This window comes from Antribacter soli (genome assembly GCF_021568775.1).
Classification (GTDB): Bacteria; Actinomycetota; Actinomycetes; order Actinomycetales; family Cellulomonadaceae; genus Antribacter; species Antribacter soli.
The window spans coordinates 1-15,194 of sequence record NZ_JAKGSG010000023.1 but is presented as its reverse complement, the minus strand read 5'-3'; the positions used below and the strand labels follow the sequence as shown (position 1 = coordinate 15,194).

At 73.0% G+C, this 15,194-nt stretch carries 19 protein-coding genes; 11 read left to right on the top strand and 8 right to left on the bottom strand.

What is annotated here, in order from left to right; all coding sequences use genetic code 11:
- Positions 1 to 47 precede the first annotated feature (47 nt).
- The gene (locus tag L1785_RS07065) at positions 48 to 1,535 is read left to right on the top strand and encodes an MFS transporter (protein WP_236088509.1); all 1,488 of its coding nucleotides are present in this window, start codon (positions 48 to 50) and stop codon (positions 1,533 to 1,535) included.
- Positions 1,536 to 1,568: 33 nt separating this feature from the next.
- Here L1785_RS07065 and L1785_RS07060 read toward each other — a convergent pair whose 3' ends face one another.
- From L1785_RS07060 to L1785_RS07050, 3 genes are read right to left on the bottom strand one after another with little or no spacing between them, the layout of a single operon-like run.
- A complete protein-coding gene (locus L1785_RS07060) occupies positions 1,569 to 2,213 on the bottom strand; it encodes a class I SAM-dependent methyltransferase (RefSeq protein ID WP_236088508.1) in 645 nt (214 codons plus the stop codon).
- Between the two features lie 46 nt (positions 2,214 to 2,259).
- Positions 2,260 to 2,898, bottom strand: a complete 639-nt coding sequence (locus L1785_RS07055) for a cation efflux transmembrane domain-containing protein (protein WP_236088507.1) — start codon at positions 2,896 to 2,898, stop codon at positions 2,260 to 2,262.
- Positions 2,895 to 3,251, bottom strand: coding sequence for an ArsR/SmtB family transcription factor (locus L1785_RS07050; RefSeq protein ID WP_236088506.1), 357 nt, complete (start codon positions 3,249 to 3,251; stop codon positions 2,895 to 2,897). Before L1785_RS07050 ends, L1785_RS07055 begins: the two co-directional genes overlap by 4 nt.
- Before the next feature lie 103 nt (positions 3,252 to 3,354).
- Here L1785_RS07050 and L1785_RS07045 point away from each other — a divergent pair, with 103 nt between their 5' ends.
- The 3 genes from L1785_RS07045 (at position 3,355) to L1785_RS07035 (ending at position 5,329) form a co-directional block, all read left to right on the top strand.
- Positions 3,355 to 3,882, top strand: coding sequence for a DinB family protein (locus L1785_RS07045; RefSeq protein ID WP_236088505.1), 528 nt, complete (start codon positions 3,355 to 3,357; stop codon positions 3,880 to 3,882).
- Between the two features lie 109 nt (positions 3,883 to 3,991).
- Positions 3,992 to 4,648 carry a DedA family protein gene (locus L1785_RS07040; RefSeq protein WP_236088504.1) on the top strand — a complete coding sequence of 219 codons (657 nt, stop codon included), beginning with the start codon at positions 3,992 to 3,994 and terminating at the stop codon, positions 4,646 to 4,648.
- An 18-nt stretch (positions 4,649 to 4,666) separates the two neighbouring features.
- Entirely contained in the window at positions 4,667 to 5,329 is a 663-nt protein-coding gene (locus L1785_RS07035; RefSeq protein ID WP_236088503.1) for a YgjV family protein, read from the top strand.
- A gap of 185 nt (positions 5,330 to 5,514) precedes the next feature.
- Here L1785_RS07035 and L1785_RS07030 read toward each other — a convergent pair whose 3' ends face one another.
- On the bottom strand, positions 5,515 to 6,360 hold the full coding sequence (locus L1785_RS07030; RefSeq protein ID WP_236088502.1) for a helix-turn-helix domain-containing protein: 846 nt from the start codon (positions 6,358 to 6,360) through the stop codon (positions 5,515 to 5,517).
- A 49-nt stretch (positions 6,361 to 6,409) separates the two neighbouring features.
- Between L1785_RS07030 and L1785_RS07025 the strand changes: the two genes are divergently transcribed.
- Entirely contained in the window at positions 6,410 to 6,823 is a 414-nt protein-coding gene (locus L1785_RS07025) for a DUF2000 family protein (RefSeq protein ID WP_236088501.1), read from the top strand.
- A gap of 96 nt (positions 6,824 to 6,919) precedes the next feature.
- Positions 6,920 to 7,324: a VOC family protein gene (locus tag L1785_RS07020; RefSeq protein WP_236088500.1), complete on the top strand. Its 405-nt coding sequence runs from the start codon at positions 6,920 to 6,922 to the stop codon at positions 7,322 to 7,324.
- A gap of 22 nt (positions 7,325 to 7,346) precedes the next feature.
- Here L1785_RS07020 and L1785_RS07015 read toward each other — a convergent pair whose 3' ends face one another.
- From L1785_RS07015 to L1785_RS07005, 3 genes are all read right to left on the bottom strand, one after another.
- The gene (locus tag L1785_RS07015; protein WP_236088499.1) at positions 7,347 to 8,324 is read right to left on the bottom strand and encodes an alpha/beta hydrolase; all 978 of its coding nucleotides are present in this window, start codon (positions 8,322 to 8,324) and stop codon (positions 7,347 to 7,349) included.
- A gap of 240 nt (positions 8,325 to 8,564) precedes the next feature.
- Complete coding sequence (locus L1785_RS07010; protein WP_236088498.1) at positions 8,565 to 8,954, bottom strand: PPOX class F420-dependent oxidoreductase; 390 nt, start codon at positions 8,952 to 8,954, stop codon at positions 8,565 to 8,567.
- Positions 8,955 to 8,965: 11 nt separating this feature from the next.
- Positions 8,966 to 9,586, bottom strand: a complete 621-nt coding sequence (locus L1785_RS07005; RefSeq protein WP_236088497.1) for a dihydrofolate reductase family protein — start codon at positions 9,584 to 9,586, stop codon at positions 8,966 to 8,968.
- Positions 9,587 to 9,776: 190 nt separating this feature from the next.
- Between L1785_RS07005 and L1785_RS07000 the strand changes: the two genes are divergently transcribed.
- The 5 genes from L1785_RS07000 (at position 9,777) to L1785_RS06985 (ending at position 14,202) form a co-directional block, all read left to right on the top strand.
- The gene (locus L1785_RS07000; RefSeq protein WP_236088496.1) at positions 9,777 to 11,522 is read left to right on the top strand and encodes an acyltransferase; all 1,746 of its coding nucleotides are present in this window, start codon (positions 9,777 to 9,779) and stop codon (positions 11,520 to 11,522) included.
- A gap of 81 nt (positions 11,523 to 11,603) precedes the next feature.
- Positions 11,604 to 11,738, top strand: coding sequence for a hypothetical protein (locus tag L1785_RS22755; protein ID WP_268914966.1), 135 nt, complete (start codon positions 11,604 to 11,606; stop codon positions 11,736 to 11,738).
- Complete coding sequence (locus L1785_RS06995; RefSeq protein ID WP_236088495.1) at positions 11,735 to 12,331, top strand: hypothetical protein; 597 nt, start codon at positions 11,735 to 11,737, stop codon at positions 12,329 to 12,331. The genes L1785_RS22755 and L1785_RS06995 overlap by 4 nt, the downstream gene beginning before the upstream one ends.
- Positions 12,332 to 12,400: 69 nt before the next feature.
- A complete protein-coding gene (locus L1785_RS06990) occupies positions 12,401 to 13,423 on the top strand; it encodes an alpha/beta fold hydrolase (RefSeq protein WP_236088494.1) in 1,023 nt (340 codons plus the stop codon).
- Entirely contained in the window at positions 13,420 to 14,202 is a 783-nt protein-coding gene (locus L1785_RS06985; protein WP_236088493.1) for a glycerophosphodiester phosphodiesterase family protein, read from the top strand. The genes L1785_RS06990 and L1785_RS06985 overlap by 4 nt, the downstream gene beginning before the upstream one ends.
- A 29-nt stretch (positions 14,203 to 14,231) precedes the next feature.
- Here L1785_RS06985 and L1785_RS06980 read toward each other — a convergent pair whose 3' ends face one another.
- A complete protein-coding gene (locus tag L1785_RS06980) occupies positions 14,232 to 15,083 on the bottom strand; it encodes a hypothetical protein (protein WP_236088492.1) in 852 nt (283 codons plus the stop codon).
- Positions 15,084 to 15,194 lie beyond the last annotated feature (111 nt).

Here is a 15,194-nt window from a genome sequence, read left to right as displayed (position 1 = left end):
CGCCCGGCATCCGGCACGGGAGGGCACCGCGGGTCTACGATCCCGACGTGCCTGCACAGACGCCGACCGGCCCCGACGACGCGACCGAGCCGACCACGGAGCCCACGTCACCCCTGCCTGCCACGCCGACTCCCGAGCCGGCGCTCAACGCCGCGCTCGGAGTGGTCGCCGCCGCCTCCACGCAGGCGGTCCGCCGGGGCACACCCGGCCAGGTCGTCGCGTGGTCCCTGTGGGACTGGGGCTCGGCGGCGTTCAACGCCGTCGTGACGACGTTCGTGTTCACCACGTGGCTGACGAGCGGCGCGTTCGTCGAGGAGGGCGAGAACGCGACGGACATCGTCGCGCGCAACTCGTCGTGGATCGGCGTGGGCCTGGCGGTGGCCGGCATCCTCGTCGCGCTGCTCGCCCCCGCGCTCGGGGCGCTCGCCGACTCCCAGGGTCGCCGCAAGCCGTGGCTGGCGGTCAACACGATCGCCGTGGTGGGTGCCATGGTGGCGATGTTCTGGATCGAGCCGACGCCGGGCTCCAAGGCCGACGCCGTGATCCTCGGCGTCGTGCTGCTCGCCGTGGGCAACGTGTTCTTCGAGCTGGCGAGCGTGGCGTACAACGCGCTGCTGCTCCAGATCTCGACGCCCCGGACCATCGGCCGTGTGTCCGGCCTGGGCTGGGGTGCGGGCTACGTGGGCGGGATCGTGCTGCTGGTCATCCTGTTCGTCGGGTTCATCAGCCCAGAGGTGGGCTGGTTCGGCGTCACGGGCGAGATGGGCATGGACATCCGCGTGTCCGTGCTCCTGTCGGCTGTCTGGTACTTCCTCTTCGCCCTGCCTGTCCTGCTGTTCGTGCCCGACGCACCCCGCCGGCCCGCGGGCGACCGGGTCAACCTCATCGGCGCCTACGGCAAGCTGGGCCGCGACATCGCGGTGCTGTGGCGCGGGCGACGGTCCACGCTCTGGTACCTGCTCGCGAGCGCGGTGTACCGCGACGGGCTGGCTGGCGTCTTCACGTTCGGCGGCATCCTCGCGGTCGGCACGTTCGGGTTCGAGGCCGACCAGGTCATCGTCTTCGCGATCGTCGCCAACGTCGTGGCCGGCCTCGCGACGATCGCCGCAGGCTGGCTGGACGACCTGATCGGTCCGCGCCTGGTGGTGATCGGCTCGCTCGTAGGTCTCGTGGTCGCCGGCCTGGCACTGTTCCTCCAGCACGACGGCGGCGCTCAGACGTTCTGGGTGTGGGGCCTCGCGCTCACGCTGTTCGTGGGTCCCGCCCAGTCGGCGAGCCGCGCGCTCCTGGCCCGCATCACCGACCCCGGCCACGAGACGGAGGCCTTCGGCCTCTACGCCACGACCGGGCGGGCGGCCAGCTTCCTCGCCCAGGCGGCGTTCGCGGTGTTCATCTCGGTCATGGGCGCCCAGTACTGGGGCATCCTCGGGATCATGCTGGTCATCGTGCTCGGGCTGGTGCTCATGCTGCTCGTGCGGTTCCCGCGCGGCAGCGGCGTGGACGGCCGCCGTGACCTGGCGGTCGCGGCGGTCTGACGTCGCCCGACGGCGGCCGGGGCGGGTCCGCCGTCAGGCCGGCTTCACCGCGTGGAGGCGCTCCACGGCGCCGGCCCTGAACCGCTGGCTCTCGACGACCTCGAACCCCGCCGCCGTGACCAACGGCAGCTGGCGCCGCGTGAAGTACTCCCCGGCGAGCCGGCCCGTCACCTGCTCGACCAGCCACTGCACGGCGAGGACGGGCGGCCAGGTGCTCGCGACGTGGTCGAGGAGCAGGAGCCTGCCACCCGGGACGAGGACGCGCCGCATCTCCGCGACGGCCGCAGCCGGGTCCGGGATGCTGCACAGCGCCAGTGAACACACGACCGTGTCGAACGAGGCGTCGGGGAACGGCAGGTGCTCGGCGTCCCCCTCGCGCAGGTCGGCGGTGCGGCCGAGGTCGGCGGCGGTCCGCCGCGCCCTGGCGAGCATCTCCGGGCTCAGCTCGATCCCTGTGATCGTGACGTCGCCCGGGTAGTGCGGCAGGCTCCGGCCGGTCCCGATCGCGACCTCCAGGACCCGCCCGCGGGCGCGGGCGCCGAGCCACTCGCGCCCGTCGCCGAGCTGTGTCCTCTCGAACCAGGTCATCTGCTTGTCGTAGGTGGGGGCGGCCTTGTCCCAGACCCGCCGCTGCCTGGCGGTGGGGTCCTCGTGCTTGCGTGCACTCGCAGAGTTCACCGCCCCAGTCTTTCGGAGCCCGGGGCCCCTGGCGAGGGGTCCGTGCTCACCCCTCCTCGACGAGCTCGCCCTCCCACGCCTCGCGGCCCTCGTGGATCGCGAAGGCCGCGATGACGAACCCCGCAAGGGGATCGAGCCAGGCCGCGCCGGTGAGCTGGAACAGTCCGACGCCGAGGAGCGTCGATACCGACAGGAGCACGCAGATGCGGGTCTCGGCGGCGTCGGCCAGGATCAGCGGGTCGTTCCCGAGCGCTCGCCCGACCCGCTGCTTGGCCGCGGCGAGCAGCGGCATCACGACGAGCGAGGTAGCCAGCACGGCGATGCTCAGGGGTGAGGAGTCGGCCACGTCGCCCGTGACCAGCGACCACACGCCTTCCACGGTGACGTACGCCGCGAGCGCGAAGAAGGTGAGCGCGACGAACCGCAGCGCCCGCCGTTCCCTGACCGCGTCCGGCTCGCCGTTCCGGAGGCGCGCGGCCAGGCGCGCCCCGACGAGCACGGCCGAGACGGACTCGATCGCCGAGTCGACGCCGAAGCCGACCACCGACACCAGCCCCGCCGCCAGGCCGGCGCCGATCGCGACCGCGCCCTCGACGACGTTGTAGGCCACGGTGAACCGGGCGAGGCGCAACCCGCGGCGGGTCAGCGCGTCGACCTCCATCGGGAGGGGGCTCGCGGTGCTCATGCCGCCTGCCCCTGGACGGGGCCGGCGCACGTGCAGTCCGGACCGCAGCATCCCGGGTCGACGGCCAGGACGAGCCCGAGCAGGTCACCGAGCGCGGAGGCCAGCCGCGGGTCGGCCAGCCGGTACCACACCCGCCGTCCGTCCGGCACGGACTCGACCAGGCCGCAGCCCCGCAGGCACGCGAGCTGGTTCGACATCACCTGCCGGGAGACGCCGACGGCGTCGGCCAGGTCCGAGGGGTGTGCCGGCGCCTCGCGCAGCGCCAGCAGGATCCGCGTGCGGGTCTGGTCCGACAGGGCGTGACCCAGCCGGGCGAGCGCCTCGGCGTGGGTGAGGGTGACGGTCTGGGGCACGTACGGGACGATACATGTTCTGATGAACTCAGCAATCCGTGGATCGACCGCCCCGGGCTAATTCCGGTGCTCCGGCCACTCGCCGCTGGGTACGGTGGCGGCCATGGACACGATCGCGCGCACCGACCCGCCGTACACCGCCGACGAGGTCACGACGCTGCGGTCCTTCGTCGACTTCTACCGCGCGACGCTGCGCCGCCAGTGCGCCGGCCTCACCGCTGAGGAGCTGCGGACGACGCTGCCGCCGTCCACCATGACGCTCGGCGGGCTGCTCAAGCACCTGGCGTGGGTCGAGCAGTTCTGGTTCGGGGAGATCCTCCACGGCCAGGACCCTGCGGAGCCCTGGGCGAGCGCCCCGTGGGACACCGACGGCGACTGGGAGTGGACCAGCGCCCAGCACGACGCACCCGAGGACCTCGACGCCCTGTTCGTCGCGTCCGTCACCGCGGCCGACCGGAACCTCGACGCGGCGCTGGCCGACGGCGGGCTGGACACGACAGCGGTGCGCGAGCGGCACGGCGAGCCGGTGTCGGTGCGGTGGATCCTCGTGCACATGGTCGAGGAGTACTCGCGGCACGCCGGGCACGCCGACCTGCTCCGCGAGTCGCTCGACGGAGCGACGGACCTGTGAGACGTGCCGACGCCTGACGACACCCTCCTGGAAGCCGCGACGCCCTTCGAGATCAGCAGATCCGCTTGCGCGGCACGGACCACCCGCGGCCGCCTGCGAGGATTGCGGGGTGACCCATCTGTCCCCTGTCCCGGCCTCGGTGAGCGACGACGTCGTCGGTTGGCTCGACGTCCTCGGACCCGTCGCGTTCTACCTGGTCGTCTGGGGTCTGGTCTTCGCCGGGACGGCCCTGTTCGTCGGCGTGGTCGTCCCGTTCCTCACCGGAGACTCGCTGCTGTTCGGCGCCGGGCTCGTCGCGGGGACGACCGACCAGATCAACATCTGGGTGCTGGCGATCGGGGTGGGTCTGGCCGCCGTGGCGGGCGACCAGGTCGGCTTCGTGCTGGGCCGCCGGTACGGCAGGCCGTACCTGACGCGCCGGGGCGGCCGGTGGGTGCAGTCCGCCGTCGTGCGCACGGAGCGGTTCTACGAGCTGTTCGGGTGGTGGTCGGTCGTCATCGGGCGGTACGTGCCGTGGGCCAGGGTGTTCGTCCCGCCGGTCGCCGGGATCGCCGGGATGGCGTACCTGCGGTTCCTCACGGCGAACGTGTTCGGCGCCCTGAGCTGGGGCGTCCTCATCACGGTGATCGGCTACCTCGCCGCCTCGAACCCGGCCGTCCGGCCGGTCGCGTACGGGGTGGCCGCGGTGGTGATCGCCGCGTCGGTGGTCGCCGGGGTGCACGCCTGGCGCCAGGACAGGGCCTCGGCGCAGCAAGACCCCGCCTGACGTGGCTAAGGTCGGGCCATGGTTCCATGGCTCGAGATCATCGGCTGGGTCGGCTCCGCCCTGGTCGTTTTCTCCCTCACGCAGGCGCGCGTCCTGCGCTTCCGCTGGCTCAACCTGGCCGGGTCGATCATCGCGACCGCCTACAACGCGATCGTGGGCATCTGGCCGTTCGTCGCGATGAACGCGGCGATCGCGGTCATCAACGTCTACTGGTTGTGGCGGCTCCAGCGCGAGCGTCACGACGCCGCCGTCTACGAGGTGGTCGAGGTCGCACCCGACGACGCGTACCTGCTCCACGTGCTGCGCACGCACGCCGCGGACATCGAGCGCTTCGCCCCCGGGTTCGTTGCCCAGCCGCCGCCCCGCGAGCGCCGGTCGGCGTTCCTCGTGCAGCGCGGCGACGAGACCGTCGGTGTCGTCGAGATCGGTGACGCCGGCGGCGGTCTCGGCGTCGTCCTGCTCGACTGGGTGACGAAGCGGTTCCGGGACTTCACGCCGGGCGAGTTCGTGCACCGCCGCAGCGGGGTCTTCGCCGCGAAGGGCTTCGACCGGATCGTGGTGCCGCGGGCGGCTCGGGGCGAGTCCGCGTACCTGGAGCGCGTCGGCTTCCGGCGGGACGGGGCGAGCTGGGTGCGGGAGGTCACCGCCGACCCGGCGGGCCCGGCTCCGGTGCCGTCGTGACTCTTGGCGCGCTCTGGGCGCATCGAGTGTGTTGAGGGGGCGGCGGGCTGGGTATCCACTTCTTGCCCCGAGGTGACCTCGGGACCGTCCAGTCCCCGCCCCCTCCGGTCGCGGACCCTTTCGGGCGACCTGACCGGCCCCCACATCCGACATCGTACACATGTCCGAACTGCGACCTCAAGGGGTCAGGACGGGTTACGGCGCCCGGCTGCGCCCTGGTACCGGCCCGGCGTCGTGCGCAGGAGGCGGCGGAAGTGCCGGGTCAGGTGCGACTGGTCGTGGAACCCGGTCGCCGCGGCGACCTGGCCGGCAGGCTCTCCGGCGAGGAGCCGACGCCGGGCGAGGTCGAGCCGACGCCCCACGAGGTAGCGGTGCGGCGGGAGACCGAACTCCCGCGTGAACGCACGCACGAGGTGCGCCGTCGTCACGCCGAGCACGCCGGCCACGTCGGCGAGGCGGACCTCCGCGGTGGGGTCGGCGTCGAGCAGGTCGCGCGCCCGTCGCGCCACGGTGGGCCCGCGCCCGCCGTCGTCCATCTCCGGGCGGCCGGTCAGGTGCCAGGCGATCCGTTCTGCGACCAGGGCCAGGCCGGACTCGGCGGCGAGCTGCTCCCCCGCGACGAGCGCGCGGTCCAGCCGCTGGACGCCCGACCGGAGGCCCGGGTCGCGCAGCAACGGGCCGTCGACGGCCCGGCCCACGAGCCACTCCCCCAGCACGCCGGCCTCCAGGTAGACGACGCGCTTGCGGAAGCCGCCGTGCGTCACCGACCGGCCGTCGTGGGCGACGTGCGGGGGCAGCACCGTCACGCCCGACGTGAGCGCCGCGTGCTCGTGCCGGTCCAGGGCGTAGCCGACCATGCCCTCGTCGAGCACGAGGACGGTCCACGTGTCGTGCGTGTGCAGCGGGTAGGAGTGCTCGTGCCAGCGGGCGTGCAGCACCTCGGCCACGCCCGGGACGGCCGGGCGCCAGGCGCGCACCTCGTCCGCGGGCGTGGCGACGTCTCCCGCCTGCGCGCTGGATCCCGTCGGCATGTCAAGAACGTACAAGACCGGGGGCACGGCAACCCGCGAGGCTCGGGGCATGGAGATCGAACAGCCCAAGATCGTCGTCCTGCTGCGTGACGACCTGCTCGCCTGGCAGGAGAACAACGTCACGGCGTTCGTGGTCAGCGGCATCACCGCCGCCTACCCGGAGCTCGTGGGCGAGCCCTACGAGGACGGCGACGGCGCCGTGTACCTGCCGATGCTCGGCACGCCCGTCATGGTGATGGTCGCGTCGGGCGAGCAGCTCGCGACGGTACGACGTCGGGCCGCCGACCGTGGCCTGCGTATCGGCCTCTACACGGCCGACCTGTTCGCGACGGGGAACGACGTCGACAACCGGGCCGCCGTGGCCTCCGTCGCCACCGAGAAGCTCGACCTGGTCGGCCTGGGGATCGCCGGCGAGCGCCGGATCGTCGACAAGGTGACCAAGGGGGCGCGGCTGCACCCGTGAGCTGGGACGGGGTGTCGCCCCGGCCGGAGTGGAGCCTCCGGCCGGGGCGACCTCACGCGCCGATCAGCAAGCGGCCGACGTCGTACGATCTCGGGCATGGCGTCGCTGCGGTTCTACGAGGTAGTTCTGGACTGTCCCGAGCCGCGCGTCCTGGCCGAGTTCTACCGGCGTCTGCTCGGCTGGGAGTACGAGGCAGGCCACGAGGTCGACGACCCGGAAGGTGACGACTGGCTGCGCCTGCTCGCCCCGCACGGGGGGCCGAAGCTCGCGTTCCAGCGCTCCACCGCGCCGGTCACCCCGTGGCGCGAAGATTCGCGCGCCCACGTCGACGTCGCCGTCGAGGACCTCGCCGCGGCCCACGACCACGCTCTCGCGCAGGGTGCGACGCCGGTGACCGGAACCCCCGAGGACGAGGGCCACCCGGACGACCGGTTCCGTGTGTACGCCGACCCCGCCGGCCACGTCTTCTGCCTCGTCCAGCCGACCGACCCGGTGCTGTAGGGGCAGCGGCGCGCCGACCGCCTCACCCCGCTTCTGCCGCGACCGGCTCGCCGACCGCCGCACGGAGGCCGTCGATCAGGAAGTCGAGCGTGCGCCGCACCTCCGGGAGCTCAGGGCGTGGCACCAGGTTGAGGTGCCCGTGGAGCATGCCCGCCGCCGTGTACACCTCGACGGGCACTCCCACGGCTCGCAGCTGGTCGGCGAACAGGTCGCCCGAGGGACGCAGCGTGTCGATCTCGCTCAGCCCCAGCCAGGTGGGCGGCAGACCGGCCAGCCGCCCGTGACCCGGCGACACCTCGACCGGGATGTCGTCGATCCGGCCGAGGTACGCCTGCAGCACGCGCAGCGACCTCGCCTGCGTGAAGCGGAGCACCTCCGGGACCTGCCGCAGCACCTCCGCGAGCGCGTCGTCGGGGGCGGGCAGCGGGACGTGAGCCACGGGGTAGGCCAGCAGCAGCGCAGCCGGCCCGGCGCCGCCGGCCCCGCGGAGCCGCATGGTCGCGCCGAGCGCGATGTTCCCGCCCGCGCTCGCCCCGCCCAGGGCGACGCGGGCCGTGTCCAGTCCGGCGACCCGCCCCGCGGCGACGTGGTCCCACACGGCGCAGGTGTCGTCGACGGGCACGGGGTACTTCACCGTGGCGCTCGCCAGGCGGTAGTCGACGGAGACGACGACGGCCGACGCCGCGGCTGCGATCTCCGCGGCGACGACGTGCGCCTCGGGCATGTCAAGGTCGCCCGCCACCCACGCGCCGCCGTGCAGCCACACCAGTCCGGGCAGCGGACCCGTCGCACCGCTCGGGCGGTAGACCCGCACCGGCACGTCGCCGTGCGGTCCCGGCACCGTCTCGTCCCGGACGTCGACGGCGGGCGGCTCCCACGGCGCGGCGAGCGACGCCTTGTACTCGTCGAGGAGCGCGAGCGCGACGGGGTCGTCGGCGGCGTCCGGGTCGATCGCGTGCAGGGGCGCGAAGCGGCGGGCGAGGTCGGGGTGGATCGGCACAGCGGCCTCCTTGGTGCGCGGGCGACGTCGCCCAGCAGTCTTCCGGCGTCGCGGACGTGTGTCGAGGTCGGCCGGCGGGCCCGGGTCCGGGTGTGCACCGGTCCCGGTCGTGGATTCAGTGGCCCCTCAGGCGGTGAGTCCGCTTCGATCACGCGGTTACGCACCGTTGGAGCAACCGCATGATGCGCAACCACGTGCTCGAAGGCGACCTTCTGGGACCGCGCACCGACACCGGCGAGGTCAGTACCCCCAGGCGTGGTACGCCGTGACCTCCATCCACGCGTCGAATCGCTCACGCTCGCGGTTCCGGTAAGGACCACCGGTGTAGTGGCGCGACAACCGGTCGATCCCGGCAAGGCCCTCGTCGGGTGTGACCGTCACGGTGCCCTGCAGGCTGATGTGGCGGTACCAGGAGTCGCCGTCGAGCACTGTGAGCGAGACGCGCGGGTCCTCGCGCAGGTGACGCAGCCGTGCGCGGGATCCGTCGAGGTTGAGCAGGATCCTTCCCGAGTCCCACAGGTACCAGGTGGCCACGGACACGGGCGTTCCATCCGGCGTGACGGTCGCCATGACCGCCGGACTCGGCTGCTCGAGGACGCGGACGAGATGGTCAGGCAGGGGCGGATTCATGGCCCCCATCCTCACGGGGCGAGGCCCAGGACGCCAGGGTAGGTCTTGCTGGTCCCGGCATGGAGCGTGGGCCGGTAGACGAGCTCTTGGGTGTGGCCGTCGAGCGTCCGGTGCTCGATCAGCTCGAGGTCGAAGTCGGCCGCACCGTGGAAGATCGGGTCCTCCCCGGTCTGACCGGTGATCACCGGGAAGATCGTCACCTGGACGCGGTCGACCAGACCGGCGGCCATCAGCGCCCGGTTCGTCGACAGGCTGCCGTGCGAGCGCAACGGCACCTCGGACTCCTCCTTGAGCCGCCCGACGACATCGACGGCGTCGCCGCTCACGAGGGTCGCGTCCGGCCAGTCGAGGGGTCCTTCGAGCGTGGCCGACACCACCGTTGCCGGCAGGTTCCTCATCCGGGTGACCCATGGGTCGCGCACCTCGGACTCCTCGGTGCTCGAGGCCAGCATCCGCGCGAACGCCCGATACGTGTTGGCCCCGAAGACCATCCGCTGCGCCGCGCCGTACTGAGCGAGGCGGTGGTCGAGGAGCTCGGGGCCTTGCTTACCCCAGTAGCCGCCCCAGTTGCCGCTGTGGGAACCAAAGCCGTCGAGGCTGGAAAAGACATCGAATGTGTAGGTAGCGGTCACGATGCGCTCCTCGAGTGATCGATCGCGTGCTGGACAGACCGGGAACCACTGCGAAACTCATCGCCCTTGGACTCCTGGAGCCAGGCGGACGAAGAGGGCTCGCGCGGCCTCCACGTCGAAGGACATCCCGCCGGGCGTGACCGACGGGTGACGTTGTTACGCTGCGACGGCCGACCGAGGGGAGCTTCGCATGACATCATCGGCCGTCACCGCCGACAGCCACCGCTTCGACTACTCGCCCTGGGACTTCTGGCGTGCCGCAGACGCCGCGGCGCACGACCGGCAGCGCGCGCGACAGGCCTCGCTGCGCGCCTCGCTCGCGGCGTCGACCCTCGGCGAGGACTGTTTCGTCTCCGAGCTCGCCGCCGTGCAGAACGACGTCCTGGAGCTCGGCGACCGCACCTACCTCGCCGCGCACGTGTACACGTCAGGCGAGCTGCGTGCAGGCCGGGACTGCACGGTCAACGCGTTCACCGTCGTGCGGGGCCGGGTGACGCTCGGGGACTCGGTGCGCATCGGGGCACACACCTCGATCCTCGGTTTCAACCACAGCATCGCGCCCGACGTCGAGGTGTTCCGCCAGCCGCAGACGAGCCGCGGCATCACGATCGGCGACGACGTGTGGGTCGGCTCGCACGTCGTGGTGCTCGACGGCGTGACGGTGGGCAACAAGGCGGTCCTCGCGGCCGGCGCCGTGGTCACGAAGGACGTGCCGGCCGGCGCCGTCGTCGGCGGGAACCCGGCGAGGGTGATCAAGTGGCGGGTCCCGTGGCTTGCGCCGGGCGCCGACCCGGCGTCTGTCGCGAGCTCGGCGGACAAGCGCGACCTGGGCGACCGGCTTGTCGCGTTCGTGGACCGGGCGCGCGAGCAGGCCGGCGAGGTCCTCGAGCGCAGCTTCGACCCTGACCTGGGCCTGTTCACGGATCGCCCGGGCCGGCCCGTCACGGTGCGCGCGCAGTGCGATGCTGTCGAGATCGCCCACTACCTCACCGGGACCGCGCCCACTCAGCTGCCCGCCGCCGAGCAGGTCGAGCGGCTGCGCGGCTGGCAGGACCCGGAGACGGGCCTCGTGGCTCCCCTCCGTGCCGACGGCAGCCAACGCCCCGTGTACGACGACATCGACGGGCCTCCGAGCACCTTCGACCGGATCCTGTGGGGGGAGTCCTCCTACCACGTGCTCTGCGTCGGGTACGCGCTCGACCTGCTGGGCAGCAGGTTCCCGGCCCCGGTCCGGGTGGTCGAGGAGGCGGACGCGGCGACCGTGGTCGGGCTGCTCGAGTCGTTGCCGTGGGCGACCGAGGCATGGCCGGCCGGCAGCGACGTCGACATGCTGGGCACCGCGGTCCTGTGGAACCTTCGGCAGGGGCGCCGAGGGCAGCCCGGGGCTACCGAGGCGCTCCTCGGCTGGCTCGCCACACAGCACGACCCGGCGACCGGCGTATGGGGCAGGCCCAGCCCTGCTGACGGCTGGCTTCAGCCGGTCAACGGCTTCTACCGGCTCACACGCGGCACGTACGCGCAGTTCGGCCTGCCCGTGCCGTACCCGGAGCGCACGATCGACACGGTGCTCGCGCACGCGGCCGACCTCCGGTACTTCGCCCCCGACCGGCAGAACGCCTGCAACGTCCTCGACGTCGCGCACCCGCTGTGGCTGTGCCGGAAGCAGACCGGCCACCGCGGCGAGGAGGTCACCCGGCTCGCCCACCGGCTCCTGTCCGACGCGCTCGGCCGCTGGGTCGACGGCCAGGGGCTCGGCTTCCGCGCTCCGCACCCGTCCGCGTCCGCGCTGCCCGACGCCGAGCCCGGCCTCCAGGGCACCGAGATGTGGCTCGCCATCGTCTGGCTGCTGGCCGACCTCGCCGGCCTGGCCGACCTGGTCGGATACCGCCCGGCCGGGATCCACTCCCCCGACGTGGCGGCCCGGCTGTCGCCGTGAGGGGTGCGGCGTTCTCGCCCGGGATGCGCTCGTAGGCGGAGGCGCCGACGAGGGCGGCCCGGAGCGCCCTACACTCGCGGCATGGCAGCGAAGCGCTCGGTCAGTGCCCGGCTACGAGACCGGTGGGTCATTGGCACGGTCGCCGCGCTCATCGTGCTCGCGATGATCGGTCCGTTCGCACTGCCCTTCTTGGCGTCGCTCGCTGCTGGCTTGTGAAGCGCGCCCTGCCGCAGATCAGCGTCGATCACCCTCACCACGTGCAAAGCGTCTGGTGTGCCCCGCACCCAGGCCGGTTGCTCGCGTGGGCATGGTTCTTGTCGCTCGGCACGCTGGCGGCGCTCGGCTATGCGCCGGACCCGCGGCCGGTCCGCCGCTTCGTGCTTGTGCTCGACCCAGCGGCGAGTGAGCCTCAGGCCAACGACGTCGCGTCGCGGATCGAGCCCCTCGTTCAGGACGCCCAGCGCAGATATCGGTGGTCCCTGCTCACTCATGCGCTATTTCTGGCCGCCTTCCTTGGAACCTGGACTCTCACGATCCTGCTCAGCATCGAGTTCGCTGCGGCTGACCCGTCCACGCCGTTCTTCGTTGCGGGAGGTTTCGCCACTTGCGGCGTCCTTCTCCCGCTTGCCTACGCGTGCGACAGACGCCCCTGGGATGCGGGGCAGCGCATCGCTGCCTTCGAAGCCCCGCGGCTCTTGCGCAGTCACCGGATTGGCGGGGAGAGGCGTGTCTTGCGCCTGCTGGCGAAGGCGGAGGGTTCCCCACAACCCGTAGGCCGCCTTCGCCGCGACCTGCTCAGGCCGGGTTGATCCAGCCCCGAAGACCCCGGCGACGCGCCAACCCGGCCCATCCGGCACCGGACCGTCTACGATCCGCAGGTGAGCTCCACGCCCTCGCCCGTGCCCGGCGCCGGACCGGGCACCTCCCCCGGTGACCTCGTCTGGTACACCGATCACCTGCTCGGGGACCCGTTCGAGGAGGCCGACCTCGGCCCCGCCACCCTGGTGCGCTACCGCCCGGGCGAGGCGGCGCAGGGAGGCGAGCGACCGCCGTCGGGCAACGCGTCCGTGACCAAGGGAGCCGTGCTCCACGTCCACGGGTACAACGACTACTTCTTCCACGACCACCTCGCGCGCGCCTTCGCCGACGCCGGGTACGCCTTCTACGCGGTGGACCTCCGCAACGCCGGCCGGTCCCTCCGCGAGGGCCAGACGCCCCACTTCGTGACCAACCTGCGGCAGCAAGCCGAGGACGTCGACGCCGCGGCCCGCGCGGTCCGCCGGCTGGAGCCCGGCCTGCCGCTGGTCGTGCACGCGCACTCGACGGGCGGGCTCACCTCGTCCCTCTGGGCCCACGACCATCGCGCCGACGGCGACGGTCCCGACGCCCTGGTCCTCGACGGGCCGTTCCTCGAGCTGGCCGCCCCTGCCTGGCAGCGGACCATCGGGACATGGCTGGTGGAGGTGCTGGGCCGGGTCTGGCCCCTCGGCATCATGTCGCACTCGCCGTCCTACTACGCGACCGGGCAGCTCAAGGCCAACGGCGGGCGCTGGGAGTTCGACACCACGCTCAAGCGCCCCGGTGGTGTCCCCGCGCGGCTCGGCTGGATGCGGGCCGCGCGCCGGGCGCACGCAGAGGTCCGGCGCGGGCTCGCGATCGCCCGTCCGGTGCTCGTGGCGTACTCGGCTCGGTCAGGCCCCGACAACCCGGCGAACCCGGACCTGGACACGCAGGACACGATCCTGGACGTCGTCCAGATCGCGGCCCGCGCGCCCGGCCTCGGGCGTGACGTCACCCTCCTGTCCGTCGACGGCGGCGTGCACGACCTCGCCCTGTCCGCTGACGGACCGCGCACCGCGTACCTGGACGGCGTGCTCGGCTGGCTGGACGAGAAGCTGTGACCTACTTCGACGACCGCTTCGCGGCGCTCGCCCACCGCGGGTTCTCGCACGGCAACGAGAACCTGGAGAACTCGCTCGCGGCTTTCGCGGCCGCCGTCGAGCTGGGCTACCAGTACGTCGAGACGGACGCGCACGGCACGTCCGACGGCGTCGCGGTCGCCCTCCACGACGAGTCCCTCGACCGCACGACCGACGCGTCCGGGCTGGTGTCCGAGCTGCCGTGGTCCGTCGTCCGCCAGGCCCGGATCGGCGGCACCGAGCCCGTCCCGCTGCTCGAGGACGTGCTCGGCAACTGGCCCGGCATCAACGTCAACATCGACGTCAAGGCGCGCTCGGGCATCGCCCCCGTCGCCGACGCCGTCGAGCGCACCGCGTCCTGGGACCGGGTGTGCATCACGTCGTTCTCGCCCGCGCGCCGGGTCGCCACGCTGGCGCGCCTGTCCCGGCCGGTCGCCACGTCGGCGGGTTCCTCCGAGGTCGCGCTCTTCCTCGCGGCCGCCCGCGCCCGGCTCGCGCCCGCGGCACGCTGGGCGCTGCGCCGCGTCGACGCGCTGCAGGTCCCCGTCGCGCAGGTGCTCCCGGCAGGGCTCGGCCGCCTCGTGGTGGTCGACGACGTCACGGTCGCCCAGGCGCACCGCGCCGGGAAGAAGGTGCACGTGTGGACGATCAACGACCCCGGCGAGATGCGCCGGCTGATCGACGTCGGCGTCGACGGGATCGTGACCGACCGGGCGGACCTCCTGCGCGAGGTGCTGCTCGAGCGCGGGCTCTGGACCTGACCGCGGGCTCCCCTACGGCCGACGACGCGTCAGTCGCCACCACCACCGCCACCGCTGCTCGAGTCCCCGCTCCAGCCGTCGCCGCCCGAGGAGCTGCCACCGTCCGAGCCAGACGAACCCGATGACCCGGACGACCCCGACCAGCTGGGGTCGCTGCCCCACGAGCTGCCGCCGGACCAACCGTCGCCGAGGTCGCTCGTCGACGAGTCGCCGCCGGACCAGCCGTCGTCGTCCCGTCGGTCGTCGTGGAGCGCCAGGCCCGCCGGCACCCACGTGGTGACGCCCGCCGCGGCGCTCGGGTCGCCGTCGGTGGCCCGCGGCGCACGCGGAGCGAGCGCCGGCAGGTCCACGGTCTTCCCCGCCTTGGAGGTGAATGCCCACACGGCGACGCCGCCCGGAGCGGTCAGCCGCGCCGGACCCTGGATCTGCGCCCCGCCGAAGAGGTCGAGCGTCACGCGGCCGGCGCGGATCCGGACCGCCGCCGCGTCCTCGGCGAACAGCAGGTGCACGTAACGCGCGATCCCGTGCTGCCGCACCACGACCGTCCGCATCAGACGACCCGACACCGTGCGCTGATGCGCCACGGCCTGCCCCTCGAAGCTGAGGGCCGGCTCGCCGCGCTCGGCGCGGGCCCACAGGCTCCACGACCGCGCGAGGGCGACGACCCGGACGAGGACGATCGCACCCGCGACGACGGTCCAGACGACGGCGAACGTGGTGCCGCGCGCGAAGCCGTCGGTCTGGCCGTACACGACGAGCGACCCGATCCCGACGACCACCAACGCGAGGAACAGGCTGCCGAAACCCCGCCGGCCGACCTTGCGTGCCTCCCGAAAGCCCGCCGCGGCCGGGTCCCCCAGGAACCTCTCACCTCTCGCCATGCCGCGAGCGTAATGCCCGGTTCGTCCGGGAGGTGGGTGCGGGCTCCGCCGGGTGTGTCGCTGGTGTGTGTCGCAGTTCGGGCCCGAGATCTGCAGCTTGAACTGCAGATC

Coding starts and splice junctions, on each gene's coding strand:
- L1785_RS07000 (WP_236088496.1), top strand. CDS start 9,777: ATGACATCATCGGCCGTCACCGCCGACAGCCACCGCTTCGACTACTCG.
- L1785_RS07025 (WP_236088501.1), top strand. CDS start 6,410: ATGGAGATCGAACAGCCCAAGATCGTCGTCCTGCTGCGTGACGACCTG.
- L1785_RS07020 (WP_236088500.1), top strand. CDS start 6,920: ATGGCGTCGCTGCGGTTCTACGAGGTAGTTCTGGACTGTCCCGAGCCG.
- L1785_RS07045 (WP_236088505.1), top strand. CDS start 3,355: ATGGACACGATCGCGCGCACCGACCCGCCGTACACCGCCGACGAGGTC.
- L1785_RS22755 (WP_268914966.1), top strand. CDS start 11,604: ATGGCAGCGAAGCGCTCGGTCAGTGCCCGGCTACGAGACCGGTGGGTC.
- L1785_RS07035 (WP_236088503.1), top strand. CDS start 4,667: ATGGTTCCATGGCTCGAGATCATCGGCTGGGTCGGCTCCGCCCTGGTC.
- L1785_RS07030 (WP_236088502.1), bottom strand. CDS start 6,360: ATGCCGACGGGATCCAGCGCGCAGGCGGGAGACGTCGCCACGCCCGCG.
- L1785_RS06980 (WP_236088492.1), bottom strand. CDS start 15,083: ATGGCGAGAGGTGAGAGGTTCCTGGGGGACCCGGCCGCGGCGGGCTTT.
- L1785_RS07010 (WP_236088498.1), bottom strand. CDS start 8,954: ATGAATCCGCCCCTGCCTGACCATCTCGTCCGCGTCCTCGAGCAGCCG.
- L1785_RS07055 (WP_236088507.1), bottom strand. CDS start 2,898: ATGAGCACCGCGAGCCCCCTCCCGATGGAGGTCGACGCGCTGACCCGC.